Origin of the sequence: Paenibacillus aceris (genome assembly GCF_017874035.1) — a bacterium.
GTDB classification, from domain to species: domain Bacteria; phylum Bacillota; class Bacilli; order Paenibacillales; family NBRC-103111; genus Paenibacillus_E; species Paenibacillus_E aceris.
In genome coordinates, this window is sequence record NZ_JAGGKV010000003.1 from 341,214 (window position 1) to 367,011 (window position 25,798).

Sequence of the window (25,798 nt, forward strand, 5' to 3'; positions counted from 1 at the left end):
GAATATACACTGTCGTCCAATAAATGTGAATAAAAAGTGACATGTACATCGTACCTCTTTCATGCTTATAATGGAAGTGCCGTTTTTTTATATACACTTATAACTTTTTTGCATATAAATTTGAATGCGGAGCTGAAAAAAACATGGAACTCTTGGATGTTTTCGCTGTTGTTGTCGAACAAGTAAGCCTTAATAAAGCCTCTCAGCTGCTAAATATCTCGCAACCCGCGCTCTCTCGCAAAATCATGAAGCTGGAAGAGGAGCTGGGCGTGGAATTATTTATGCGGAAAGGGAAGCGTCTTGAACTGACCAAAGCAGGCCAAATCTGCTATGATCATGCGCTTGAGCTCCGCCATCTGGAACGTAAATTCAAGCAGACCCTCCAGATGTACAAAGCAGCGGGCACCCACACTTCAATTACGATCGGCGCCAGTTTGACAACCCTGCAAGCGACATTGCCTGATCTCATCACAGATTACCTGCAGGTCTACCCGCTCACAGAAATTAAGCTGCTAACGGGCAAAACGCATGAAATCGTGACCATGGTCAAGGAGAACAAAGTCGATATCGGCATCGTCGCGTCCCAGATCAATGCGTCCAGCCTGCACTGCGAGCCTCTTTTTGATGATCATCTCTGTCTGGTGCTGCCGCTGGGACACCCTTTTATCGATCGTGCCGAGATCACCATGAACGATTTGAACGATCTGCCGATGATCCTCTTCTCAAAAGGCACCTGGTACCGCATTTTGATGGATGAGCTGTTCCACAGGTATACTATTCTCCCTAATGTCCAAATGGAAATCGATTCTTTCGAGGCCATCATCCGGCTCGTATCTACCTGCAAAACCGCGACACTTCTCCCCAAATCGTATTTGCGAGAAGACTTGATTCAGAATAATGAGTTAATTCTGCGTTATTTAGATGAATTAGAACAGACCAAACGAACCACTTCCCTGATTTACTCAGACCAAGCGACAGATAGCCCGGAATCCGTCAAGTTCATCGAGCAGGCGATCAACTATTTCGCCAAACACAAATAAACCTCTAATTCGCTCATTTGAAAGAGCAAGAATCAGAGGTTGCAACCTAAACTAATAGACAAACTTATTGCCGACGCCCCATACCGTTCGGGTGCGCCTAGGCTCTTTGGGATTTTCTTCGATTTTTTTGCGGATATTGGCAATATGCACATCGATCGCCCGGTCTGTAACATAGGAATCGAAGCCTCGGACGGTTTGCAATAAGTCCTCCCGGCTGTAGACACGGCCAGGATGGTTAATGAAGCACTTCATAATTTCAAACTCCGAATAGGTTGTTTCCACGATTTGCCCCTGAACAATCATCGAACGAGTCTGGGGAGCCAATGTCGCCGATCATCGGATCATCTTCGATTATTAGTACTTTATACATTCGGCGTCCACCTTCGCCTCGAAATTCTCTCGCTGAGACCTACAAGACGGATTCGTGAGATTCCGACCCGCCCGACTTCACTTCAAGCCCCAGCTTTTTCGCCACAAAAGCCGTTGTGCTGGCCTGGAACAGGATCGTGATTAATACGGCCATAAAAGTAACGCTTGCAATAAGATCACTGTTTTCGATTCCCAAACCGGCCACCATCCCGCATAAGGCCGCAGGAATCACACCTGTTTCACGAACCCAGAACATGAATATGATTTCATTCCATTTCCACTTGGCCTTGCGGTCCAGCCACGTACAGATCAGAACCGTCAACGGGCGCGCAATAAAGATGAATACCAAGATGACACCGAGGCTCGTCCAGACATGTTCGAGAATAACCGGGAAATTCACCTGGCTGCCGAGCAGAATGAAAATCAGCATGCGCATGATGACGGTAATATTTTCTGAAAAATGCTCCATTTCGTGCCGTTTATCTGCCATATCGAGCTTGAATGTACCGGCATTCCCCCAGATTAGTCCAGCTGTAAAGGTTGCCATAAAGCCGCTAACGCCAAGGATTTCACCGGCCATATAAGCCCCTAACGATGTAACAACCATAGCGATCGTCGCATAGTCTCTTAACATGCCAAGCTTCAAATGCGCGGTCAGGAAGGTCATCGCATAACCAATGACGGCTCCAAGCAGAAGCCCTCCCAGTGCCGTTTTCACAAAATCCAATGTCCCTGAAAGCAAGGAAACTTCTCGCGTACCCAAAATGATAGCAATTAACGAGAATGTCAAAATGGAAGCTGTCGCATCATTAAATGCCGACTCACTTTCCACCGTCTCTCTGACTTTCGTGCGGATCTTCACTTGTTTAAAGACAGGAATGAGAGTCGCAGGATCAGTAGAAGCAATAATAGCGCCAAGCAGCAAAGCATACAGCCACGGTAAACTTAGCAGGGTATGAGCAGCCACCGCGACAACCCCGCAGGTGATGATGACACCAGGGATACTGAGCATGCCTACGGTAAGCCAAACTTGCCGCAGACCAGCGAGCTTGATGTTACGGCCACCGTCAAAAAGAATTAGCGCGGAACCGATCACGAGAATGAATTGATTCGTAAATGAAGTACTTGGCTCATAAATCCAGTGGAAGGCTTGACCCGCAATCATGCCAGCCATAAGAAACAAGGCAACATCCGGCAGTTTAAGCCAGTTTGCCGCCTTGCCGAATAACATCCCTAGTCCGAAAATGAGCACGAGCAGCACGATAACGTGTTCAATGAGAAGGGAAGTCGAATTTTCCATTATCGGATAACTTCACTTTCGAATTCTTCTATTTGATCATTCGTACCGATGATAACCATGACATCATTTTCATTCACGACATCCGTTGCCGAAGGGGCGATAATAACGCCTGTTTGCTTGTTGACTGCCACAACGCTGCAGCCGAATTTGGCACGCGGATCTAATTGTTTAATCGTTAACCCGCACAGCCGTTTAGGTACGGAGAGTTCTGCAATGGTATAATCTTTGGAAATTTCAATATAATCCAATAAATTCGGTGAATTCAGTTGATGAGCGACACGAATCCCCATATCACGCTCCGGATAGATCACGCGATCAACCCCAAGTTTATGCAAAACTTTCCCGTGCAGCTCAGAAAGAGCTTTGGCTACAACCTTTTTAACCCCTAAATCCTTAAGCACAATAGCTGTTAAAATGCTGGATTGAATGTCGTCCCCGATCGCTACGACCGCGCAGTCGAAATTACGCACCCCCAAAGACTTCAGCACATCCTCATCGGTGGCATCGGCCACAACGGCATGCGTAAGCTCATGACTCATCTCATCTACTGCTTCTTCATCCTTATCAATCCCAAGCACTTCATTGCCCAGTTTAACGAGCTCCTTGGATACGCTTGCTCCAAATCTCCCAAGCCCGACAACTACATATTGCGCCTTCTTCATCTGTTCGGCTTCCCCTATCCAATCGTGATTTTACCCTCTGGGTATCTAAATAATTCTTTCTCTTGTTTCGGCTGCAGCGCATAAGCGAGAGTGATCGGACCGAGACGCCCGGCAAACATCGTCAAGCTAATGAGAATTTTTCCGAAAGTCGTTAAATCCGGCGTCAGCCCCATCGTCAATCCCACTGTCCCGAACGCGGAGGTGACTTCAAACAATATTTTCAACAGCTGCGAATCTTCGGTCGTCGATAACAGCATGGTAACGATAATAACTAGAAATAACGCGATCATCGTTAAGGTAATCGCCTTAAGAATGCGATCCTTCGCCAGCCGATAGCGGAAAATGACAATGTCCTCTTTCCCGCGAATCATCGTCACAATGGCGGAGATCAAAATAGTGAATGTCGTTGTTTTGATACCGCCCCCTGTTGAACCTGGAGAGGCTCCAATAAACATCAGAATCACAATGAAGAACTGGGACGCTTGACGAAGCGCGCCAATATCCACCGTATTCGGACCAGCCGTCCTCGGCGCAACGGATTGAAAGAAGGAGGCCAGTATTTTGCCGCCTAGATCAAGCGAACCTAAGGTTCTGTTATTTGTATATTCGAATATAAAAATGATAAGAGCTCCTGCCACGATAAGTAATCCGGTCATACTTAGTACAACCTTAGAGTGAAGGGAAAGCTTTTTCGTTTTGCGATAATCCATCAAATCAGCCATAACTATGAAACCGATTCCGCCTAGAACGATCAGCGCCATCGCCACAAAGTTAACAACAAAATCATTCGCATAACCCGTGAAGGAAACGAAAGGAGCATCGACAGTCCCGAATAAATCAAACCCCGCGTTGTTAAACATCGAAATAGCGTGCCAGATGCCGAAATACAAAGCTTTAGAAAAACCGAAATCAAAGCTCCAACGAATCGTGAAGATGACTGCCGCTATCGCTTCTATGGATAAGGAATAAATAATGACTTTGCGGATCAAACGTACAATGCCTTCCATGCTTCCTTGATTAAAAGCCTCTTGGAGGACCAATCGCTCCTTAAGGGTAATTTTCTTACGAAACATAATAGCGAGCAATGTCGCCATGGTCATGAAACCTAAGCCGCCGATTTGAATTAAGCTAACGATTACGATTTGACCAAACATGGTATAAGCACTTCCTGTATCCACAACGACAAGCCCTGTCACACAGGTAGCGGAAGTCGACGTAAAAAGCGCATCCATAAAAGAAATGGACTGGCCGGTCGCCGAAGCAATCGGAAGACTGAGGAGCGCCGCTCCGACAAAGATGATGACTGCAAATCCAAGAACCAGAATTTGTGGTGGTGTCATCTGCCAAATACTTAACTTTTTACTCATAGGGCCTCCTGATTATATGTACAAAAAAACAGCCGTCACGTCTGAGTGCTCTCAACGGTTATCGTTCCCCGTTAACCTGAAGTCATTCGGCTTAGCTTGCAAATATAGGTATTATATAACTGTTTGAATTGTATTTCCACTAAAATTCGCATTCTGATTAAACTCATGGTAACGTGGAATTTATGGTTTCATATTTATGAATTCAGAAGGGAATTTAATGATGCCAAGGCCGAAATTAAACCGATTTCTTATCCTCCTTGCCTGCATAGGCATAGCCCTCTATGTGGGTATAACCGCTTTGTACGGATTACAAACGGAAGAAGCTCCGGCAGGCGAGAATCCTACCATTACGAAACAACAAGCTGCAGAACACGCGTCGAACTTTATCAACGGGCGGTACGCCATAAAGGGAACTAAAACATTTGTAGCGTATCAATCTAAGAAAGAACGCAGCGGTTACTTGCAAAAGGAACATTTGTCCGAAAGCTATAATGAAGCATACGGCAAACCATACCCCCTGGACTACTATCAGGTAAATGTGAACGATCCCCAGAAAGGCCGTCAGTTTGACGTTGAAATTAACTATACGGACGGGGCAGTGATCGGCTGGCGGGAAACGTATCATGAGGGCGGAGATCGCGCACTCATCAGCAAGCAGAAGGCCGATATTTTGGCCAAGCAGGAAATGCGGGCGCAGGGGCTGAACCCGGATGACATGAAGGAGATCGATAAAAAGGAAGTGGCCGATCCGCAAGCTTCTTCCGGTCTGGTCCTTTATTATGAAAAGCAATCTCAGCCTATGGGAGAAGCCAAATTACAGGTCCGCACCCAATTCGATGATCAAAGCTTAGTCGGCTACACCGTATTATTCAACTTGCCCGCTTCGCATCTGGCATGGCTCGACGATCAGGATCATTCCGCTTCGGTAATGACCTGGATTTCTATGGGCTTCTCGCTCCTCATGACCCTTGCAGCCATCGTTTTTGCCATCATCTATCGAAAACAAATGAAATTCAGCAGCGGCTTGCTGTTAACCGCTATTTTCTTAGCCATTTACATCACAAATAACTTCAATATGTACCCTGCATTCCGATCAATGAGCGGCGGAGGGGCACAGGCTGAGCTCGCCACATGGTCAGCGATTATTTTCATGAATGTGCTCGCGCTTGCCCTAGGCATTTCGCTCTATCTTTCACTGGTAGCAGGCAATGGCTTATGGAACTCGATTGGAAAGCCGAAATGGCCGTCATGGAAGGAAAGCAAATTTGGCGCGGAAGTGTTTCACGGCATGGGGCGCGGTTACTTGCTGGCTCTCTTCATTCTCGGCATTCAGCAGGTCCTGTTCTATACAGGTGATGTAAAGTTCGATGTTTGGGCGGTCAACGATCCATCCGATTCGGTGCTCAACATGGTAGAGCCTCACTTCTTCCCTTTGATGGCCTGGGTTGCGGCGATCTCGGAAGAAGCCACCTACCGGCTGCTTGGCATCATGTTATTCAAAAAACTTTTCCGTAATAACTTTATCGCGATACTCATTCCTAGTGTGATTTGGGCGGCCAGCCATACCCAATATCCGATCTATCCGGTTTACACGCGATTAGTCGAAGTAACCATCATCGGTATTATTCTTGGTTATGTGTTCCTAAAGTACGGATTCATTACCGCCATCTTCGCCCATGCCTGTATGGACAGCATCCTGATGGGTATGTCTCTCTTCTCCTTAGGACATGTGAGCGATGTGCTCGCCGGCATCTTCTACCTCCTGCTCCCTGCTCTCGTCGGCTATCTCCTTGCCTGGCTGCATGGAAAAAGGCGGGGTCCCCTTATTCCTGGGGAGCCGCCGCCTCGCCTTGAAGCGCTTTGATAATCTCGCTTGCTAGTTTTCCACCTATACCCAGAGGCTTGAAGTCTTGGACTTCGGCCTCTTTTATTTTGCGCACGGAGCCGAAATGCTTCAAGAGTGCCTTTCTCCGCTTCTCCCCAATACCGGGGATGGCGTCCAGCTGGGACACGACCATGGACTTCGCCCTCGTTTCCCGGTGGAACGTAATCGCGAAGCGATGGACCTCATCTTGAATCCGCTGAAGCAGGTAAAACTCCTGGCTGTCGCGCGGCAAAGGAATGACCTCTGCGGGATCTCCCATCATGAGCTGCGCCGTCTTGTGCTTTGCATCCTTGACGAGACCACAGATTGGAATGAACAGTCCAAGCTCATTCTCCAGTACGTCGACAGCAGCGGAAATTTGCCCTTTCCCCCCGTCTACGACAATAAGATCAGGCATCGTCAAATTGTCCTTAAGCACGCGCTCGTATCTGCGGCGAATGACCTCGCGCATCGTTTCGTAGTCGTCCGGGCCGACGACGGTTTTGACTTTGTATTTGCGGTATTCTTTGCGGTCAGGTTTTCCGTCCACGAAAACGACCATCGCAGATACCGGGTTCGTCCCTTGGATGTTCGAGTTATCGAAGGCTTCGATTCGGCGGATTTTGCCCATCCCGAGCCATTCGCCGAGGTTTTCCACGGCTTTGGTCGTGCGGCTCTCGTCGCGTTCAACCAAACGGAACTTCTCTTCCAGCGCATTGCGGGCGTTATCCTTAGCCATATCGACCATTTGCTTTTTCAGACCGCGCTGTGGGATGTGGACCTTGACCTTTAACCATGATTCCAACGCCTCGCGGACATCCTTCATTTCAGCCTCAGCTTGCGCAGAGGACTGCGCGGGTTGATCAGCCGTTCCTGCGTCTGCCGCAGGAACATGGGCCGGTTCCGCCTCAGGCATGCTGGGCAGGAAGATCTCCTTCGGCAGCGCCGGATTATCGATGTACACCTGAGTCACATAAGTCATGAAATCATTGTACTCATCGCCGTAATACGGAAATAACGAGACATGCCGCTCGATCAGCTTGCCTTGGCGCATATACTGGATGTGTACGGCCATCCAGCCTTTGTCTACCGCGTAGCCGAACACATCGCGGTCCTGCGCATCGACGGCATTGATCTTCTGCTTCTCCATGACCGCGTCGATGCTCATGATATGATCGCGCAGTTCCTTCGCGCGCTCGAAGTTCAGTTCTTCGGCTGCGGCCAGCATTTTGGTCGTCAGCTCTTCTTTAATGACGTCGTGTCCCCCGTTCAGGAAACGGGTGATCTCCTGCACCATCCGCTCGTTCTGCTCAGCGGATACTTCGTACTCGCAAGGCGCCAGACACTGCCCGATATGATAGTATAGGCATACTTTATCGGGCATCGTCTTGCACTTGCGCAGCGGATACAACCGGTCCAGCAGCTTCTTCGTCTGCTGGGCCGCAAAAGCGTTCGGATAAGGGCCGAAATACTTCGCCTTATCCTTGTACACCCGCCGCGTGACTTCCAGGCGCGGCTGCGCTTCATGTGTAATCTTAATGTAAGGGAATGTCTTATCATCTTTAAGGAGTACGTTGTACCGCGGATGATGCTGCTTAATCAGATTACACTCAAGAATGAGAGCCTCCATATTCGAGGAGGTAATGATATATTCAAAGTCGCGGATTTCGCTGACTAGTTTTTGCGTCTTCGCGCTGTGGCTTCCTGTGAAATAGGAGCGCACCCGATTTTTCAAAACTTTCGCTTTTCCCACATAAATAATCGTGCCTTCGCGGTTTTTCATAATATAACAGCCCGGCTTATCCGGTAATAACGAAAGCTTATGCTTAATCATTTCCAGACGCTGTTCACGGGCGGCCGCGTCCTCATGCTCATGTTCAAACTCCGTCATGATTCCTATCTCCTTTCGCGCACAAAAAAAACTCATTTTCAGCATAGCAGAAAATGAGCTTTTTCTCACGAACAATTGTTTCTAATTGAAACAACTTATTGATGACGAGCTACTACATTTTTCAGAGCATCTTTGGATTGGAAACCAACCACTTTATCAACAGGCTGTCCGTCTTTGAAAACGATCAGTGTCGGGATACTCATAACACCAAAGCGCGCAGCGGATTCTGGATTGTCATCCACGTTCACTTTTGCGATTTTCAAGGATTCCACTTCTTTATCAAGCTCTTCCAGAACAGGAGCGATCATTTTACAAGGTCCGCACCAAGGTGCCCAGAAGTCTACAAGTACTGTACCTTCGCTTTCAACTTCAGCTTTAAAGCTGTTATCAGAAACATTCACGATTGCCATGATAGTTCCTCCTTCTAAGAATGGATTTATAACATCAAGTAGTTAATTGCTACCGATGAACGTCAACATGTAAAGTATACCACACCCATAGGCCATTTCAACCAAACCATAAGTTAGCAATCTGGCCTGCTGGAACCTATTTGGCCGGCATACCTACTGGCAGCCCCTGAAGCCTTTGCTGCTCAATATAAGCAATACGATCCTTCAAATTCGCTTGCAGCATCTGCAGCATTTCCATTTGCCGCTCAATGTCCTGCAGCTTCTCCGTGTAGAGTGGCAGCAGATCATCGCATTGCGACTCCTGGTTTTTCATGACACAGTTTAGAAAGCTTTCAATTTGCTCGGTCGTAAAGCCCAGGCTCAAATAAAATTGAATGGTTTTCACGCGCTCAACAGCCATTTGATTGAAGACCCGGTATCCGTTTTCTTCGCGCTGCGTCGCGATAAGCCCTTTAGCCTCGTAGTACCGCAAGGAACGAATGCTGGCACCGGTAAGCTTGGATAATTCACTGATCCGCATGGCTTTCACCTTTTTCCTTTTCCTTGATCAAGTAAGGATGACTTTATTGTAAACCATAACACTAATGTTAGAGTCAAGACTTATTTTATACTTTCCGCTGCTATCTGTTATTGTTTGCATAATTGTCACTTCCATTAGCTTTACAAGTTTCGACGAATTTGGGTATACTAAGCTTAAACTTCGAATGTCGGACGTTAGGGGGTAACCACATGAGCGATCCTAAACACCCTGAGCTTCACGTGTATGAAGAACCGCGCAACGATTTCATGGATGTTGGTATCGGATTTGGCGTGTTCTTCGCTATCTTGTTTATCATTGCAGCCGTTGCAACTGCTATCCAAGTAATGAAATAGGGCCAGTACAAGCCTATAAGAGAACCGCTTTGCACTGTTGTGTAGAGCGGTTTTTTCATTAGAACATTTCTCATTGCAAAAGGAGACTATCGACTCACATGATTAAAGTTCACCCAGATCGCCAGAAACTCATTTCTTACATCGGCCTAACGGACGCAGATTTACAACTTTTGAAAAGCAAAGAAGAGGCCTTCAAACACATTGTAGACAAACTCGTTGATCAGCTCTATGCAGAAATCACCCAGGTACCTGAGCTGGTAGCCATTATCGGGCAGCACAGCACGATCGAGCGTCTCAAAGAAACACAGCGTTGGTATTTTCTATCCATGGCATCCGGACTTATTAATGATGAATACATAACGAAGCGTTTGTTCATAGGCAAGGTGCACTCGCGTATCGGCCTGACAACCTCCTGGTATTTAGGCACATACTTAAAATATACAGACATCGCCACACAGCATTTTAAAGAAATTATGCCTGATGAGTGGATGCATGTGCTTCATGCGTTAAGCAAAATGTTTAACTTGGACAGCCAGCTTGTGCTGGAAGCCTACGAGCAAGATGAGAAGCTGAAAATCCAAACGCTTGTGAACGAGCAGGATATCATGCTAACGACCATCTCCCGCGCTGTGCAAGACCTTGCTTCCATGATGGTTGAGCTTGGCGGCAGCAGCCAAACTGTGGCTGATACAGCGATCAAAACAGCGGAATCGCAAGATCAATCCAATCTTCGCATCGACGAACTCCAGCACGAAATTAAAGATATTTCGAAAATGGGCTCTGTCATGAAAGAGATTTCCGATCAGACGCATCTGCTTGGCCTCAATGCAGCCATCGAAGCTGCCCGTTCTGGCGAGCATGGCCGCGGCTTTGAAGTTGTCGCTAATGAGGTGCGCAAGTTGGCTACGCATTCCCGCGAAGCGCTGGACACGATTCAAACAAAGCTGAAACTGATCACTCAGAAGCTGGAGCTGGTTCAGAAGGGTTCAGAGGAAACGACCCATTTTGCACGTACCCAAGCTGCCAGTGCACAGGAATTAACCTCATTCGTTCAAATGATTGAGACCGTAACCGCCCAATTGGAGAAACTAAAGAAATCATAACATTCCTAATAAAACAAAGACCCTTCCGTCCACGATATCCGTGGTAGAAGGGTCTTTTTGTTGATGAAACTGGCGTCAATCGCGGTCCATCCTCTATGTTCTCCCGCGCTTGTTCGTGCCTGTCACCTCAACCACATCAACAAAAGGTCGGATACGGTCCATAATCCGTTGTCCTTTATACTCCTCGTCGCCATCCTTGTTCGTGAAACTGAAATGCTTCTCCAGATCGTTAAGGGCATAGTTCGACGTGAAAAAAGTCGGTTTCCGGTTCATCCGGTGATTCACGATGGCGCCAATCACATGATCCCGGAGCCATGGATTTAAATTTTCCGCACCGATATCGTCGAATACGAGCAGATCCGTTTCTTTCAGAAGATCTATCGTCTCCTTCAACTTGGACGGTTCCTGGAACATGCCTTTCAAATCCTCGGCAAAATCCGGCATATACACAATAGCGCCAGTCATGCCGACTTTGGCCAGTTGATGCAGCATATAGCCCATTAGGAACGTTTTCCCCGTACCGAACGATCCGCACAGGTAAAGTCCTCGCGTTTGAAGCCCGGTTTCCATTGTTTGGTTGACATAGTCATTGATTTGCATAACGGCTTTCGCCCGGTCCAAATCCGCTTCCAGGATGTCGCCAAATGAAAAGCTGCGCGAAATCATTCTTGGATCTACGTGGAAAGTACGGATGCGAGACGAGATCGCATCCTGCAGCTGCTTCGAAGTGAACTTCTTGCACGCGACCTTTTCCTCATGAATATACGTTCTATCATTGTCGGCATCCGCTGTGAGTATCGTATAGTGGCCCGTCATATCATTCGGGCAGCGATCTAGGCCCGGGCAGTTAGAGCATGTTTTGTACTCCGTCACATATTGGTACAGCTTATTCATATTAATTTTGATCGTATAGTCATCAACAAACGGATACTTCTGGCGAAACTTGTGAACTAAAGCGTCATCCATGACCGCTTTGATCTTGGCTTCCGCCTTTCGTCTCCATTCCGAATCAGGCATGGATTTAAGAATGTGCGACAGGGATTCCATGGTTGCGGCACCTCCTACAATTGATATCTTAGCGCGGCTATTTCACCCTGGCTGGGTATCTCAGCTCTTCCGGTTAAAGCGCTCATCCAGCTTCTGCGCCATTCTTCTAGCAGCTTCCAGCTCTTCTTCCGTCAATCTGGAAGAAGCCGCAGCGCCGGCATCCGGCACCACAATCGGAATATGCGGCTTTTGCGTTTTGCCTTGCCGGCCTCTGGTAACAGAACCGCCACCGGCTTTGGCGGCCTCGACTTTGGACGCAGCCTTCTGTTTGTAGCTGATTTTCTCGCGCACATACTCCACGGCTTGCTCGTAAGTGATAATTTGCTTGCCCAGCATATCCGAGGCAACAGCTTCAATCGAAGACTTCGCCCAAGAGCGGCGGTCGATGTGCAGGAAATGGATCAATACATTGATCACTTCTTCATTTAACTTATAATTCAGATCAATTTTCTCAAATATATTAAGTACGCCGTCTGGAATTGAGCCCTGCGTAAAGAACATTTTCAGGACTGCCGTATACGGCTCGTTTCGCATAATGTAATTGTATTGATGATCCGTGCATTCGCCGCGCAGCTGCTGCGGTACTTCCAAGTAATACGCCATCTCAACAGATTTCTCGCCAGCCTGTTCTGCCGAGTCGCCGGCTCCAGTCTCTTCCGATCTGGACATCGTGCGCTCTCTTTCCTCGTCCCGCTTCTTGCTTTGCCTGTAAAAGAGATTCGCGTTGTACTGCATGAGATCCATCTGCAGCTCACCTTCTTCGCTAAAAACACCATCTTCGTCCAGCAGCCTGCAAGTTTCCTGTAGAGAAAGGTTATACTTCTTGGCCACGATATTAATGGCCGCCATCTGATCCGGCTTATGCTTGAGGGCCTCGACATAAATCCGATTGCTCGCTCCGCGCGGAAACCTCATAATAATGTCTGCATATTGGAAGCCCTTGGTGGTAACATCCATACGAGCTTCGCCCTGCTTACTGGCTGATGCCTCGTACAAGGCTTGCTCCAACTCATAATCAACTACCTGCGTATTCAGCCTGAATAGCTCATAGAAGGGAACTGATAGATTCTCTTCACTGGCTTCCCTGCACTCCTCCGGCTCCGGAGCAAGCAAATCTTCCCGGAGAGAGAGCAGCATGAACTTCCCGACCTTATCGCGAAGCAGCAGCGTCAAATGCTGATTCCGGAAAAATTCATTAGGTCCTAGCGGCTGAAACAAGGTATAAACAAAAATATAATCCTCTTCATCCGGTAAAAATTTGCGGGTTGTCTGCAAGAGACCAATCGCCTCAAGCTTGGAGGATTGCTCGATCAAATACTTCCGACCCCGTTCTCCCTGCTCAAGATCCAGCAGCAGAAATAGCTTGCGCTGCTGCTCCAGCGGCGAATATCCGACTTTTTCCGCACTCATTTGCTGATAAAGAGCCTGATAGAGACTTATCGCCAAACCACCGATCATCGGCTGATACATCATCGCCAACATTTTAAAATCCAAACTGCTCAAAGAAAACTCACGGCCTACACAAAACCTGTGATTTTCCGTGAAATGCAGTATATTCGTCATTCTCATCCGATTACAGCACCATCCTGCCTAGGCTCAACCGATTGCTATCCTTCAAATCAAGCATCTCGGTTTCTCTCTATTAGTCTACCACAAAAATCGACACGCTTGGTATCTACTAGAGAAAGATAATATTACCTAAAATGAAAAAACCAACCTTTTGGCTGGCCTGGGTCGGCTCATATTTGCCGTTCAGTTTTGAACAGAACATTCTGACTTTTGTTTGTGTTTGCTTCCCCATTCCTTCATTAGCAAAATAATCGGGGTCAATGTTTGCCCGAATTCTGTTAATGAATATTCCACCTTAGGAGGCACTTGATGATACACCTCGCGATGAACGATGCCGTCCTCTTCCAGCTCACGCAGCTGTAAAGTCAGCATTCTTTGTGAAATGGTTGGACAAATTCGTTTGAATTCATTGAACCTTTTGGTTCCATCGATCAAGTGATAGAGAAGTACGCCTTTCCATTTGCCTCCGATAATATCCAATGTATATTCAACCGGACAGCCATCCATATTCCCCGTGCTGCCATAGCCGCTTTTGCGATCGCGCATAATTAAATGGCGCCTCCTTAGTATACAAATTGATACTACATCACACGAATGTGCGTACTTTCCATTTTAGAACGAATGGGCTACACTGACAACATTAAAACATTTATTGAAGGAGATGAGCTTATGACTTCCCAAGAAACTATGAAAGCCGTGGGACTTTACCGCTATCTTGATATTGAAAATCCAGAAAGCCTCATCGACGTAGAAATTGAAAAGCCTGTGCCCGCAGGCAAGGACCTTCTGATCAAAGTAAAAGCCATTTCCGTAAATCCGGTAGATACCAAAGTACGTGCTCCAAAAGAGAAAACAGAAGCTGTACCCCGTATTTTAGGTTGGGATATTGCAGGTATTGTGGAACAAACCGGACCGGAATGTACGTTATTTCAACTGGGGGACGAAGTTTATTACGCTGGCAGCATAACGCGCCCTGGCGGGAACAGCGAGTTTCATCTCGTGGACGAACGTATCGTCGGTGCGAAGCCGAAATCGCTGAATTTCGCCGAAGCGGCCGCGCTGCCGTTAACAGCTATTACCGCATGGGAAGCACTGTTCGAGCGGCTCGGCCTAACCCGGAATAAAGAAGAAAATGCGGGTAAAACCATACTGATTATAGGCGCTGCCGGAGGCGTAGGCTCAATTGCCGTACAACTGGCGAAACTGGCTGGACTAACGGTCATCGGAACCGCGTCACGCCCGGAATCTTCGCAGTGGGTGAAGGAATTGGGAGCTGATCACATCATCAACCATTATGATGCTTTTCTGGGTCAATTGAACGCAATCGGATTGCCCAGCGTTGATTATATATTCTGCTTAAACAGCACAGGTCTCCACTGGCAGAACATGGCCGACGCCATCGTGCCGCAAGGGAAAATCTGTACTATCGTAGAAACAGATCAGCCGCTAAATATGAATGTGCTGAAAAACAAAAGTGTCACTTTCTCCTGGGAATTCATGTTCACTCGCGCGATGTTCCAAACACCCGATATAATCGAACAACATAAGCTGCTTAACGAAGTAGCTCAGCTCGTCGATAGCGGAACACTGCGTACCACAGTGACTGAACGCCTAACACCGATCCATGCGTCAAACCTTCGCAAAGCGCACGCCATGCTTGAAGCAGGACGTACGGTGGGCAAAGTAGTTTTGGAACATTTTGAAGACAACTAAAAAAGCGGGGTTGCCTTCAAAAGTCGGATACGACCTTGAGACAACCCCTGTATGAGATGCAGCCCTGGAGTTCCCTTATGTGTCTCTCTTGCAATTGGATACGTTCCTTAGTTCGATGGGGATCATTTTGAACTGAGGCCAAGCTCTTCACGACCCTGAGTGTCCTCTCCATACATAGCAGGATTTAGTTGCCTTGCTATGGCCAAGTCAAGCAGCACCCGCTCTGTCTGCCGATCTTCCAGGCTTTCTACCCACAAACGGATCAAATCGTTCATCCGGGTTGCACTTTTAAGCGGAATTGGATGCTTCGCATCCTTAAGGAAATAGAGCGAGCTGTGAGGCAGACCTTGATGAAGCAAGTTAGCATACCGATGAAACGAGCCATCTTTCTGACCGTACATCAACAGCATCGGATGGTGGATGTTATGAAGTCTCTGCGTACATGTGTAGCTAAGCGATTGTTTAAAATACATACACACATCATTGGCCGTATCACTTAGCGAACTCTCGTATAGCTGACGATAGGTCGAGGAATTGTCCGCATTTCCGTTCGTGATGGCTTTACTCAGTAGCTTCATTAGCAGATCGGAGCCGGTAAGATTACAAGCCATCCACGCTCTAACTTTGTTATAGACATCCGTCAATTCCGACATGCCGCTTACCACGATTCCCCCAAAGAAACGTTCAGGGTACTTAAGCAGTGCTTCCAATACGACCATTCCGCCCGTAGAATATCCGCACAGAAACACCTTTTCAATGTCCAGAGCGTCAAGCAGCATTCTAGTATCCTCTGCCACTACTGAAATGCTGAGCGGGCGATCCGATGCCTTGCTGGACCCATGCCCGCGAATATCAAAGGTAATCACTTGGAAATGCTGAGATAGCTGCTTTTTTTGATAAAAGAAAACCTCTGAAGTCAACAGAGGTGAGTGAATAAACACGATCGGGGTGCCGGTTCCTGAAATCTCATAATTCAGAATCGTCCCATTTAAAGTGGCGAAAGGCAAAGTCGCATCCTCCGTTAGGTCAAGTTCAAGAACTTCACCTTATCGTGACCAACTCTGCCTTCTTTTATGACACTAGAACATTTTGAAGCCTTTGATGCGCAGCGTTTTAATGGCTGACCCGCTAAGAATAGCGCCAACCAAGCCACCGATGGCCGGAACGATGTCCACAATCGTAAAGCTCTCACCGCTCGATAAAAAAGAGGCGGACCCCATCGACCCGTAAATCACAACTCCGATAACCAACGCGATGAACGCATAGAGCGGAAACCATGTGGTCTTCATCAGCATGTTCAAAATAAAACCGATTCCAAAAAATAACACCATCATTAAGACAGTGGCGATGATCATTTGCAGCAACGTCTGTTCCTCCCTGGTAGAAACTCATTCCTTTTCTTCTCATTGTAATCCACCAAATCCCACAGGTAAAGTGTACACAAATTGAACATTTACCTCTTCACCCTTTGTTCATTTGCCCTTTCTCCATGAATTGGATACAATGTAGGGGATATTAGCCTTGAATGGAGGAACACTCATGAGTGAAGCCGTACAAACGCTGGAAGGCTGGTATGCGCTCCATGATTTCCGTATGATTGACTGGAACGCATGGCATGCCGCAACCCCGCAAGAGCGTAAGCATGCAACGGAAGAGCTGAATACATTCCTATCCGAATGGCAGCAAATTGAAAACGATAAACTAGGCAGCACTGCCGTATATAGCATCGTTGGTCAGAAAGCTGATTTTGTATTCATGCAATTGCGCGAAACACTTGAAGAACTTAATGATCTGGAAAATGCTTTTAATAAATCCAGCTTCGCCGCTTTTACAATCCCGGTATATTCCTACGTTTCTATCGTTGAATTAAGCAGCTACTTGGCTAAGCCTGGCGTCGATCCTTCGGAAGATCCAGAGATCCAAGCGCGCTTAAAGCCTACGCTGCCAAAAGCGAAGCACATCTGCTTCTATCCGATGAACAAACGCCGCGAAGGCAATGACAACTGGTACATGCTTCCTGCGGACGACCGCAAAACAATGATGCGCAGCCACGGCATGATCGGCCGTACATACGCAGGCAAAGTGAAACAAATCATCACGGGCTCTGTTGGGCTGGATGATTGGGAGTGGGGCGTAACACTTTTCTCCGATGATCCTCTGCATTTCAAAAAGCTTGTGTACGAAATGCGTTTTGACGAAGTGAGCGCACGTTTCGGCGAATTCGGCGATTTTTACGTGGGCAATCTGCTTACACCTGAGAAATTCACTAAACTTATTACAGTTTAAAATAGCACGTAGAAGGATAGACCTCTGGTCTATCCTTTTTTATCGGCTTTATCGGTGGCAAAAAAAAGAAAGCTTACTCTTCAGAGAGCAAGCTTCCTATCTTTTAGTCCTCATCCTCGTCGTCACGAAGCGCAGCGGCAAGTTCGGCTTCCATCTGCGCTTTGCGTGCGAGATACTCTTCCGTATCCCTGTCACGCTGACGGCTTTTTTCCTTCAACCTTTCAATGGCTGGAAGAATGAGAATATCAATTTCCTTTTGTACAACAGCAACATGATCGTAACGTTTCTCAGCTTCTAGAAAGTGACCGACCTCGATCAGTGCATTGTAACGATCCAGTTCATCCCGGGTAAGAAGTCCTCTTACTTGGACACTGCAGTGCCGCATGGCGATCCCCCCGATTACATATGATGACTAGAAACGCCCTTTACGAATAACTAGCGGAATTCCGCCGATAATGTAGAGGTACCTCATATCAACCACTTTTTTCATCATGGCTGCAACATTACCTTTGAGCTTGCGGGAACCAACGATACCGATCGCTTGACCTTTACCTAGGGAAGCAACTGTACCTTTGTTCGAGAATTTGAAAGTCTTCATTTGCGAACCGCGAATGGAAGCAATCAAGTTATGAGCAACAGCTTCACCTTGCTGCATCGCGATTTGCGCCGTTGGAGGGAATGGTCTTCCTTCATCGTTCATAACGATGGAACAGTCGCCTACAACATAGATGTTGTCGAATTGAGGAGCACGCAAGAACTCATCAACTTTAATTCTGCCGCGCATTGTTTCAAAACCAGCCTCGTCCAGCATGTGGTTACCGCGGATACCGCCTGTCCAAACAACGGTTGCAGCTTTTATGAACTCATCGCCGGCGATAAGAACACCTTCCGGTGTGCATTCTTTAATCGCTGTACCGATTTTGAATGTGATGCCTTTGTCTGTCAGAACTTTCATCGCATACTCAACCAGCTCAGGATCAAAACCTGGCAAAGCAGTTGGAGCAGCTTCAATATTATAAATCTTCACGAGGGAAGGATCAACGTCAAACTCTTTGCAAAGCTGCGGAATACGATCAGCAAGCTCACCAATGAATTCGATACCGGTAAAACCTGCTCCACCGATGACGAATGTCAGGTAATCTTTGCGATCCGGTTCACGCTTGTACTTCGCGAATTGATACTCAATGTGCTCGCGAATGAAGCGAACGCTGTTAATACTGCGGATATTGAGTGCATTTTCTTTAAGTCCAGGGATACCGAACGTTTCAGCTTCGCCACCAAGACCGATAACTAGGTAGTCATAAGAAAGCGTACCGTCTTCAAGGATAACTTTCTTCTCATGCGGACGGATTTGAGTAACAGTCGATTTCACGAAATCCACTTTGAACTCATCGATCAATTTCAAAATGTTCACGCGTGCATTTTCAGGATTATCTGTCCCTGCCGCTGGCATATGGAGATGCGTGGTAATATAATGATAATCATGTTTGTTTACGAGTGTTACATCAGCTTCATTGTAATTTAACTCTTTTTGCAAACGAATTGCAGAAAGAATCCCGCCGTACCCGGCTCCTAGAATAACGATTCTTGGTATTCTACTCATGTTTCTCTCACTTCCATATCCGATTTTATTGTCCCATGGTTTCTCTATCTTGTGAAAAATTACACAAACAGCTTCAAAAGTGATATACTGCTTCTAGTTTGCTCTCACACGTAGTGATTTATGATGAAACAGGATGAAATTAGTCACAACATGCTAAAGCGATTCTCATGATATAATATAATTTTAATTAGTAAAGATCAAGTGCTATTTTGGCTTAAAATCAGGCTTACAGCCCCTTCTGGCCTGTCCAACCATTGTAAGCATTACTTATCATATTTATAAGCGAATTATATAAAGAAATCACACTTTTCTGTTTCCTTCATTAGAAGAGGCGTTTATAATGGAATAATGATTGTGGCAGTTCTCAGAATTATCGCACATCAAAGGAAATGAATCGGAGGAGTTTAACAATGATCGAGAGAGAAACGAATCAAGACATCGTCGATATTATTGTCATCGGTGGTGGGCCAGCTGGGATGTTCGCATCCTTCTACGCAGGTATGCGTCAAGCATCCGTGAAAATTATTGAGAGCATGCCGCAGCTCGGTGGACAGCTTGCAGCTCTTTATCCTGAGAAGTACATTTATGACGTTGCCGGATTCCCTAAAGTAACCGCGCAAGATTTAGTCAATAACTTACTAGCTCAAATGAAACACTTCCCAATAGATGTATGCCTGGAAGAGAAAGTACACCAAGTTGTGAAGAAAGAAGAACGCCTTTTTGAGATTACTACGGACAAAGGCACCCATACCAGCCGGGCAGTTATTATTACGGGCGGAGTTGGCGCATTTGAACCGCGTCGCTTAGAGCTTCCGGAAGCTGCGCAATTCGAGAAAAAGAACCTTCACTATTTCGTAAGCGATCTGAATGCTTTCGCCGGTCAAAAAGTATTGATCAGCGGTGGTGGCGATTCCGCGGTAGACTGGGCGCTAATGCTTGAGCCGATCGCTGAGAAAGTTACGCTTATCCATCGTCGCGATAAATTCCGCGCTCACGAGCACAGTGTTGAGAACTTGATGAATTCCAAAGTAAACGTTGTAACGCCTACAGAAATTACTAAGCTTCATGGCAGCGACCGTATTGAGCAAGTTACGCTTAAAGATATCAAATCCGGCGAAGAAACCGTTCATGATGTCGATGCCGTCATTGTTAACTTCGGATTCGTATCCTCCCTTGGACCGATCGCCGAGTGGGGCCTCAACATCGAGAATGGCTCCATCGTCGTTGATTCCAGAATGGAAACGAACATTCCGGGTATCTTTGCTGCCGGGGACATCACCACATATCCGGGTAAATTGAAATTGATTGCTGTTGGCTTCGGTGAAGCACCTACCGCGATTAACAATGCCAAAGTTTATATTGATCCAAAAGCAAAACTTTCGCCAGGACACAGCTCAAATTTGAAATTTTAATCTTTCTACATAAAAAGGGGTATTCTATACCTAATCTTCGGATTAGGAGGAATACCCCTTTGTCTTATATATGTCCGGTTTGCAATGGCCTGCAGGAATTAACCACCGAATGCCCCGTTTGCTCGCATGCTATGTGTGATGGCGGCAGACTAAGCGACTACCTCGGTCCCTACTCCCCCTATCGGGAGATTGATGAGTACTCGATGTCGGATTCGGACGGCACACTGTCGGGTCATGAAGATCAATGCCTACATCTGCTCAATTGCCCCGATTGTAATCACAGTTTAACCATCCAGATACAAAATCTATGAGAAGAAGTCTCTCGTAGATAAGTCATGTAGAGATATAATTCTTATATGCTCTAATTCAGCGGAGTTTCATCCTTGATGTACACTTGCAACTTCAAATTCCGTCTCTGAATTTCGGCGAGCAATAAATCAACAAAATCTGATTCCAATCTCAAATCCAATGCTTTGTAATAAGAGTCGATCAATGTTTCGTCGCTAATTTGTCTCACTGAAATCACCTTTATTCTATAATTTGTAATTATATTATCACGGGGTCAAAAATAGAACAACTGTTCCGTTATCCACAGAAAAGTGTGTATATCCTGTGGGTAATTTGTTGATATCCCCCCTAAACGGTATGAATGCTCGGAGGATAATGTGCATAAAGTTATACACACGCCAGGAAGCTCATCTTGCGATAAAAAAAATTGATCACTATTTTCGAGGGAAATGTTGTCATACTTAATATTGCCTTAACTTAGTTCACAAATTTGAAAAGAAATTTTAATCGCCAGTTAATATTCATCGCATACAATGTTAGTAGATAGTTAAACAAAGGAGAGATTACATTGATCGTCTACGATATTGTACTGAATGGTGAAATTAAAGAAACGATTAAACCCAAAAAGAACCGTTTGAAAGAAATCTATTCGTTTATGCTGGAACAAAGCAAGCTTATGAAAGCTAAATATGGCGACAACGTCAAAATTAAAGGCCGCATCGTGTACTAGGAAATATTCCCCGTCACCTGCGGCTCTTTTTTTTCAACTATGCGATTTTAGATGATGCTTTTGCGATGCAGTACCGTTAATAATCGGTAAAAATCATAGCTTCCGTCTTTGGGCGTATCGATAAGACCTGCCTTAACCGCCGCATCCACCGCATCTTTGGCCCATTCAGGCACTTCTTTTAGCGCTGCTTGCCCCTCTAAAGCGCTTACTCTGGTTTGTAAGGCTGCTATTTGTGCCTGCAGCTGCTCTAACATCTGAATAATCTCCTCATCATATCTTGTCAATCCATTCGTTTGAACGTCGCGTACCCGCTGTTTTGCAAAGCTTGCGTTTGTTCTCCAGGACTTTTGGCATTACGAACACTTACATAACGGGAGGACTGAAAGAGAAGATCTTGATCTCTGAACCCTGCCTCGATCGTGGGATACGTGCGGAAATCACTAGGCACATTATCGTAACGCGTTCCGTTTATCAGCTCCCAGGTCGATGCTGAAACTCTGTCTCCTTGCCAATAAGGCGTAAGCACACCGCTACCGACCTTATACCCCACCAAATTGTTCCACGCGTTTACATTTCCACCTGTCTCCAAAATCGCCTGCGCGATTCGGACTGATGGAAAAATCGGAGAATTGTCCAAGCGCAGCTTGACAGCAATCGGCGCAATCAACTCGATAAATGCTTGTCTAGTTACCATGCACTCACCTCCTCCTCTTTCGTTCAAACTAACATACTCTCAATCTATCTTATTCTTCTATGAGAAAAAAGTTCCCTCACGTTTACAATTCATATCCACTTTACTTTTACCTTAGGTTAAGGTTTATTAAGTGAGGGAGGGTGCCTTTTATTATGAAAATCAAAGAATTAGCAGCTAAACTTAACATTTCACCAAGAACCATTCGCTTTTATGAGCAAAAAGGGCTGATCTCCCCGCACAAACAGGAGCACAATTTATATCGAACATTTACAGAAAGGGAAGTATGGCGTTTGCAGACGATTATTTCCCTTAGAGAAGCTGGGATGACGATTGAAGATATTAAAAAAGCCTTGCCTCAAACTGACGAAGAAGATACGGAACAACTAAAGTACTATTTGGACATGCAGCGTTCCATCATCTTTTCCCAGTGGCTGGAGTTAAAACAAATTATTGAGACAACCGATACGATGATCGATCTTTTGAACCATCAACAAACACTGCCATTAGACGATATTTTCTTGCTCGCCGAAGGATCCAAACGGTTAAGAGAGACCAGGAAAAATTGGAGCGATAAATGGAACTTCGACCATCAAGCCTTCACACATGACAATAATGTAGCTAATAATGATAGAGAATATAAGGACTATGAGAAAGCTCTTCAAACAACGGTCAGCTGGGTTGCTCCAAAGGCAGGTGAACGAGGATTGGACATTGGTACAGGAACGGGGAATTTAGCCGCGAAGTTTCTCGATAAGGACATTCACATGGCGGGCATTGATCAATCCATAGAAATGCTGAAGCACTGTGGGCGCAAACATGCCCAAATGGAACTAAAGTTAGGGAACTTTCTTGCGATTCCATACTTGGACGGACAATTTGATTTCATAGTGACCAGCTTTGCTTTGCACCATATTTCCGATGATCAAAAGAAACTGGCTTTGGGCGAAATGCGCCGCGTATTAAAGCCTCACGGTCGGATATGCATTACGGATTTAATGTTCGTTAATGAAGTCCACAAAGAACAGTACATGGCTAGCTTGGAACAGCAAGAAAAAAACGATGACATCCACAGAATTCAAAATGAGTACTACGCGATGAGCACCTCGCTGCTGAATTGGTTCGAAGAAAATAGTTATATCACTAAACATATACAACTAAATGAGTTGCTGACTATTGTTTATGCTGTTCCGATTCGATAATTATTCTTGACCTTCTCCTTACGTCAATCCTTACGATGTTCGTGTAGCGTTAATCTAAGGAGGAAATTGAACAATGCCCAACCATGAAGAAATATATCAAACACAAGCGGATACTTATGATCTTCTCATTTCTAAGCAGCCCAGTCTCATCGATGTTATCGAAACCATTCATCCGGTTGAAGGTCTGGACATTTTAGATCTGGGAGCCGGTTCAGGGAGACTGACCTGTATGTTAGCTCCAAAGGCGAAATCGATCTTAGCGCTTGACGAATCCGAAGCCATGTTAAAAGTAACCGCAGATAAGCTGCAAAAAGCCGGTTTGCACAATTGGAGCACCAAGGTTGCCGACCACCGAACTCTCCCCGTTAGTTCGCACAGTTATGATTTAATTGTATCCGGCTGGAGCATCTGTTATTTAGGGAACAGCGACCTTCCTAATTGGAAACAAAATATCCATAAGGTAGTGACGGAAATTAAGCGAGTTCTTCGCCCAGGCGGCTGCGCTATTATTATCGAGAATTTCGGAACGGGCTGGGCGGTTCCCAATCCTCCAAGTTTTTTGCGATCGTATTTTGAACTGCTAGAAAACGAATACGGTATGTCGCATACATGGATTAGGACTGATTATGATTTTGAAAACTTAAGAGAAGCTGAGCGCCTTTGTAGATTTTTCTTCGGGGATGATTTGGCTGACAAAGTTGTCAAAGAAGGATGGATACACCTTCCGGAGTGCGCAGGGGTTTGGTGGCTGCGTTAACAGGTAACGCAACTTTCTTGCTGGGCTGCGGGGCTGCGGGGCTGGTGAGTTATTGGGGAGCTACAGGGCGTTATTTGTACAAATTTGGCCTTTTCTCGCTTTGTGCGGAACTACAGGGCCTTATTGGTCTCAGCGAAACCTCATTTTTGCCGAAAACGGCAAATAGAGGACCGTGGTTCCCTTCCACCGGCCAAAAACCTGGTTTTATCCAAAATAGAGGATCACAGTTCCCACTCCCTAGCTCACGCTACCTATACTTGCAAATAAGACACGAATAAAGAGTAGCCAGAATAGCAGCCTCTCGGTTTCTCGGTCACTCGCTTACAAACAGCAAAAAAAAGCAGCAAATTCGCTGCTTCTTCACTATGATAAGACTCCATTCATCTTTGTACTATCCATTAACCAGAGAACGATTCAAGGATAATCTTTACCAATAAGAACGGAAGTGCGCCAATCGAGATAAAAGCATAGAAAAATCCTTGAATAAAATTTTTGAATAGTTTCACAAAAATCACTCCGATCTACTTTTGTCTAATTTGTGAACTAACTCAATTATACTCCTACTGAACTGAAGTTTTATGAAAATAAGATTAATTTTTTGCATACTAGTCCGAAAAAGGCTTAGGAAAACAAAAAAGAGAGCAGCTTACGCCGCTCCCAAATCCACAAACCCTTATTAAGCTTCAACCTTATCGTCGCACTTCTCAACCAAGCCCTCTTCGTCCTTCACTTTGAAGGAAGAGCCGCATCCGCAGGAAGCTACGGCATTCGGATTATTGATGGAGAATCCGCCGCCCATACCTGCCTCTGTATAGTCGATCTCTACGCCGTACAAATATTTGGAACTATCTGCATCCACCACAACCTTCAGGCCGTGAATGTTAAATTCTTTATCATCATCCTTCTGATCATCGTCGAAGCCCATGCCGTAAGAAAAGCCGCTGCAGCCACCAGCTTTAACGCCTAGTCGCAAGAATAAGTTCGGTGATTCTTCAGAAGCCAAAAGTTCTTTAATTTTATCAGTCGCTGATTCACTAATGTTAATCATAACGGAAATCCCTCCTTGATGTTTTCCTATGAGGAAAACTGGCATTATCCATAAGTTTCGTAATGCTTACTATCAAGTATACTCCTATTCCAAGCATTGCTCAAGGGCAGCTGTATATACATTCTAGCCATTGTTGCCATAAGCTTACTGCTTCCGTTGTATCGCATAATATTGCAGCAGCAACTGATCGAGCTCTCGACTGCACTGCTGTACGTCAGGATGCATGAAACCAAATTCAGTGCCTAAAGTCACCATTTGGTCTCGAAGCTGTTCGATAGCTATATCCAACCGTTCCTGCGGTTCGGTCACGAAATATGTTGGCACGATTTAATCACCTTTTAACCCTACGTAATCACATTGCAATAGTATACAGGAATTTGTTAATATTGGGAATAACCTTTTTGTGAATTTGATAGCAAATCTTGTAGATTAGCAAGATTGTCAATTTATGTCCATGTTCATCATATTGCCCCTCCCTACGCGGAGGTTTATAATGGTTAGGATAGTTTGTACGTTTACTGCAAAAAAGTTAGGTGTGAATTCCTGAACCGAACTGGCAGACAGGTAGGCGAG

29 protein-coding genes are annotated in these 25,798 nt (G+C 45.9%); 10 read left to right on the plus strand and 19 right to left on the minus strand.

Annotation, left to right across the window (positions count from 1 at the left end; all coding sequences use genetic code 11):
• Nucleotides 1–143 precede the first annotated feature (143 nt).
• Nucleotides 144–1,040, plus strand: a complete 897-nt coding sequence (locus J2Z65_RS08300) for a LysR family transcriptional regulator (RefSeq protein WP_167062162.1) — start codon at nucleotides 144–146, stop codon at nucleotides 1,038–1,040.
• Between the two features lie 51 nt (nucleotides 1,041–1,091).
• Here J2Z65_RS08300 and J2Z65_RS08305 read toward each other — a convergent pair whose 3' ends face one another.
• The 4 genes from J2Z65_RS08305 to J2Z65_RS08320 form a co-directional block, all read right to left on the minus strand.
• Entirely contained in the window at nucleotides 1,092–1,322 is a 231-nt protein-coding gene (locus J2Z65_RS08305; protein WP_338111732.1) for a winged helix-turn-helix domain-containing protein, read from the minus strand.
• Nucleotides 1,323–1,449: 127 nt separating this feature from the next.
• Complete coding sequence (locus J2Z65_RS08310) at nucleotides 1,450–2,709, minus strand: cation:proton antiporter (RefSeq protein ID WP_167062165.1); 1,260 nt, start codon at nucleotides 2,707–2,709, stop codon at nucleotides 1,450–1,452.
• Nucleotides 2,709–3,371: a potassium channel family protein gene (locus tag J2Z65_RS08315; protein WP_167062168.1), complete on the minus strand. Its 663-nt coding sequence runs from the start codon at nucleotides 3,369–3,371 to the stop codon at nucleotides 2,709–2,711. The genes J2Z65_RS08310 and J2Z65_RS08315 overlap by 1 nt, the downstream gene beginning before the upstream one ends.
• Before the next feature lie 14 nt (nucleotides 3,372–3,385).
• The gene (locus tag J2Z65_RS08320) at nucleotides 3,386–4,738 is read right to left on the minus strand and encodes a TrkH family potassium uptake protein (RefSeq protein ID WP_167062171.1); all 1,353 of its coding nucleotides are present in this window, start codon (nucleotides 4,736–4,738) and stop codon (nucleotides 3,386–3,388) included.
• A gap of 217 nt (nucleotides 4,739–4,955) precedes the next feature.
• Here J2Z65_RS08320 and J2Z65_RS08325 point away from each other — a divergent pair, with 217 nt between their 5' ends.
• On the plus strand, nucleotides 4,956–6,602 hold the full coding sequence (locus J2Z65_RS08325; protein ID WP_167062174.1) for a CPBP family intramembrane glutamic endopeptidase: 1,647 nt from the start codon (nucleotides 4,956–4,958) through the stop codon (nucleotides 6,600–6,602).
• Here the strand turns inward: J2Z65_RS08325 and uvrC are convergent.
• The 3 genes from uvrC to J2Z65_RS08340 all read right to left on the minus strand — a co-directional run bounded on the left by uvrC (nucleotide 6,562) and on the right by J2Z65_RS08340 (nucleotide 9,423).
• Complete coding sequence (gene uvrC / locus J2Z65_RS08330; RefSeq protein WP_167062177.1) at nucleotides 6,562–8,493, minus strand: excinuclease ABC subunit UvrC; 1,932 nt, start codon at nucleotides 8,491–8,493, stop codon at nucleotides 6,562–6,564. The two genes, J2Z65_RS08325 and uvrC, sit on opposite strands and share 41 nt — an antisense overlap.
• A 95-nt stretch (nucleotides 8,494–8,588) precedes the next feature.
• Entirely contained in the window at nucleotides 8,589–8,903 is a 315-nt protein-coding gene (gene trxA, locus J2Z65_RS08335) for a thioredoxin (RefSeq protein WP_167062180.1), read from the minus strand.
• Between the two features lie 136 nt (nucleotides 8,904–9,039).
• A complete protein-coding gene (locus tag J2Z65_RS08340; RefSeq protein ID WP_167062807.1) occupies nucleotides 9,040–9,423 on the minus strand; it encodes a MerR family transcriptional regulator in 384 nt (127 codons plus the stop codon).
• 209 nt (nucleotides 9,424–9,632) lie between these two features.
• Between J2Z65_RS08340 and J2Z65_RS08345 the strand changes: the two genes are divergently transcribed.
• Nucleotides 9,633–9,776: a YqzM family protein gene (locus J2Z65_RS08345; RefSeq protein ID WP_127452878.1), complete on the plus strand. Its 144-nt coding sequence runs from the start codon at nucleotides 9,633–9,635 to the stop codon at nucleotides 9,774–9,776.
• Between the two features lie 98 nt (nucleotides 9,777–9,874).
• On the plus strand, nucleotides 9,875–10,879 hold the full coding sequence (locus J2Z65_RS08350; RefSeq protein WP_167062183.1) for a globin-coupled sensor protein: 1,005 nt from the start codon (nucleotides 9,875–9,877) through the stop codon (nucleotides 10,877–10,879).
• A gap of 93 nt (nucleotides 10,880–10,972) precedes the next feature.
• Here J2Z65_RS08350 and dnaI read toward each other — a convergent pair whose 3' ends face one another.
• From dnaI to J2Z65_RS08365, 3 genes are all read right to left on the minus strand, one after another.
• The gene (gene dnaI, locus J2Z65_RS08355) at nucleotides 10,973–11,926 is read right to left on the minus strand and encodes a primosomal protein DnaI (protein WP_167062186.1); all 954 of its coding nucleotides are present in this window, start codon (nucleotides 11,924–11,926) and stop codon (nucleotides 10,973–10,975) included.
• A gap of 60 nt (nucleotides 11,927–11,986) precedes the next feature.
• Nucleotides 11,987–13,495 carry a replication initiation and membrane attachment family protein gene (locus J2Z65_RS08360; protein WP_167062188.1) on the minus strand — a complete coding sequence of 503 codons (1,509 nt, stop codon included), beginning with the start codon at nucleotides 13,493–13,495 and terminating at the stop codon, nucleotides 11,987–11,989.
• Between the two features lie 183 nt (nucleotides 13,496–13,678).
• Nucleotides 13,679–14,041, minus strand: a complete 363-nt coding sequence (locus tag J2Z65_RS08365; RefSeq protein WP_167062191.1) for a winged helix-turn-helix transcriptional regulator — start codon at nucleotides 14,039–14,041, stop codon at nucleotides 13,679–13,681.
• A 123-nt stretch (nucleotides 14,042–14,164) separates the two neighbouring features.
• On the opposite strand from J2Z65_RS08365, the gene J2Z65_RS08370 reads away from it, so the two are divergent.
• Entirely contained in the window at nucleotides 14,165–15,208 is a 1,044-nt protein-coding gene (locus tag J2Z65_RS08370) for a zinc-binding alcohol dehydrogenase family protein (RefSeq protein WP_240159833.1), read from the plus strand.
• A gap of 122 nt (nucleotides 15,209–15,330) precedes the next feature.
• Here J2Z65_RS08370 and J2Z65_RS08375 read toward each other — a convergent pair whose 3' ends face one another.
• Both J2Z65_RS08375 and J2Z65_RS08380 read right to left on the minus strand, forming a co-directional pair.
• Nucleotides 15,331–16,215, minus strand: a complete 885-nt coding sequence (locus J2Z65_RS08375) for an alpha/beta fold hydrolase (RefSeq protein ID WP_167062194.1) — start codon at nucleotides 16,213–16,215, stop codon at nucleotides 15,331–15,333.
• 72 nt (nucleotides 16,216–16,287) lie between these two features.
• Complete coding sequence (locus tag J2Z65_RS08380) at nucleotides 16,288–16,572, minus strand: YuiB family protein (RefSeq protein WP_127452890.1); 285 nt, start codon at nucleotides 16,570–16,572, stop codon at nucleotides 16,288–16,290.
• Nucleotides 16,573–16,747: 175 nt separating this feature from the next.
• On the opposite strand from J2Z65_RS08380, the gene hemQ reads away from it, so the two are divergent.
• On the plus strand, nucleotides 16,748–17,494 hold the full coding sequence (gene hemQ / locus J2Z65_RS08385; protein ID WP_167062197.1) for a hydrogen peroxide-dependent heme synthase: 747 nt from the start codon (nucleotides 16,748–16,750) through the stop codon (nucleotides 17,492–17,494).
• 103 nt (nucleotides 17,495–17,597) lie between these two features.
• On the opposite strand, the gene J2Z65_RS08390 is transcribed toward hemQ, so the two are convergent.
• Nucleotides 17,598–17,879, minus strand: a complete 282-nt coding sequence (locus J2Z65_RS08390; protein ID WP_167062200.1) for a hypothetical protein — start codon at nucleotides 17,877–17,879, stop codon at nucleotides 17,598–17,600.
• Between the two features lie 27 nt (nucleotides 17,880–17,906).
• Nucleotides 17,907–19,097, minus strand: coding sequence for an NAD(P)/FAD-dependent oxidoreductase (locus tag J2Z65_RS08395; RefSeq protein WP_167062203.1), 1,191 nt, complete (start codon nucleotides 19,095–19,097; stop codon nucleotides 17,907–17,909).
• A gap of 410 nt (nucleotides 19,098–19,507) precedes the next feature.
• Between J2Z65_RS08395 and J2Z65_RS08400 the strand changes: the two genes are divergently transcribed.
• Nucleotides 19,508–20,509, plus strand: coding sequence for an NAD(P)/FAD-dependent oxidoreductase (locus J2Z65_RS08400; protein ID WP_167062206.1), 1,002 nt, complete (start codon nucleotides 19,508–19,510; stop codon nucleotides 20,507–20,509).
• A 361-nt stretch (nucleotides 20,510–20,870) separates the two neighbouring features.
• Here J2Z65_RS08400 and sda read toward each other — a convergent pair whose 3' ends face one another.
• Nucleotides 20,871–21,026, minus strand: a complete 156-nt coding sequence (gene sda / locus J2Z65_RS08405; protein ID WP_167062209.1) for a sporulation histidine kinase inhibitor Sda — start codon at nucleotides 21,024–21,026, stop codon at nucleotides 20,871–20,873.
• Between the two features lie 339 nt (nucleotides 21,027–21,365).
• Here sda and J2Z65_RS08410 point away from each other — a divergent pair, with 339 nt between their 5' ends.
• Nucleotides 21,366–21,527 (plus strand): mechanosensitive ion channel protein MscL, encoded by a 162-nt coding sequence (locus tag J2Z65_RS08410; RefSeq protein ID WP_167062212.1) that lies wholly within the window; start codon nucleotides 21,366–21,368, stop codon nucleotides 21,525–21,527.
• 47 nt (nucleotides 21,528–21,574) lie between these two features.
• Here the strand turns inward: J2Z65_RS08410 and J2Z65_RS08415 are convergent, their stop codons facing one another.
• Together J2Z65_RS08415 and J2Z65_RS08420 are read right to left on the minus strand one after the other, a co-directional pair.
• Complete coding sequence (locus J2Z65_RS08415) at nucleotides 21,575–21,781, minus strand: hypothetical protein (RefSeq protein WP_193580999.1); 207 nt, start codon at nucleotides 21,779–21,781, stop codon at nucleotides 21,575–21,577.
• Nucleotides 21,782–21,807: 26 nt separating this feature from the next.
• Entirely contained in the window at nucleotides 21,808–22,221 is a 414-nt protein-coding gene (locus J2Z65_RS08420; protein ID WP_167062215.1) for a glycoside hydrolase family 73 protein, read from the minus strand.
• A 152-nt stretch (nucleotides 22,222–22,373) separates the two neighbouring features.
• Here J2Z65_RS08420 and J2Z65_RS08425 point away from each other — a divergent pair, with 152 nt between their 5' ends.
• Together J2Z65_RS08425 and J2Z65_RS08430 are read left to right on the plus strand one after the other, a co-directional pair.
• Entirely contained in the window at nucleotides 22,374–23,420 is a 1,047-nt protein-coding gene (locus J2Z65_RS08425) for a MerR family transcriptional regulator (protein ID WP_167062218.1), read from the plus strand.
• Nucleotides 23,421–23,493: 73 nt separating this feature from the next.
• Complete coding sequence (locus tag J2Z65_RS08430; protein WP_167062221.1) at nucleotides 23,494–24,177, plus strand: class I SAM-dependent methyltransferase; 684 nt, start codon at nucleotides 23,494–23,496, stop codon at nucleotides 24,175–24,177.
• 676 nt (nucleotides 24,178–24,853) lie between these two features.
• Here J2Z65_RS08430 and erpA read toward each other — a convergent pair.
• Both erpA and J2Z65_RS08440 read right to left on the minus strand, forming a co-directional pair.
• Nucleotides 24,854–25,225, minus strand: coding sequence for an iron-sulfur cluster insertion protein ErpA (gene erpA / locus J2Z65_RS08435; RefSeq protein ID WP_167062224.1), 372 nt, complete (start codon nucleotides 25,223–25,225; stop codon nucleotides 24,854–24,856).
• A gap of 144 nt (nucleotides 25,226–25,369) precedes the next feature.
• On the minus strand, nucleotides 25,370–25,549 hold the full coding sequence (locus J2Z65_RS08440) for an aspartyl-phosphate phosphatase Spo0E family protein (RefSeq protein ID WP_338111735.1): 180 nt from the start codon (nucleotides 25,547–25,549) through the stop codon (nucleotides 25,370–25,372).
• Between the last annotated feature and the right edge of the window lie 249 nt (nucleotides 25,550–25,798).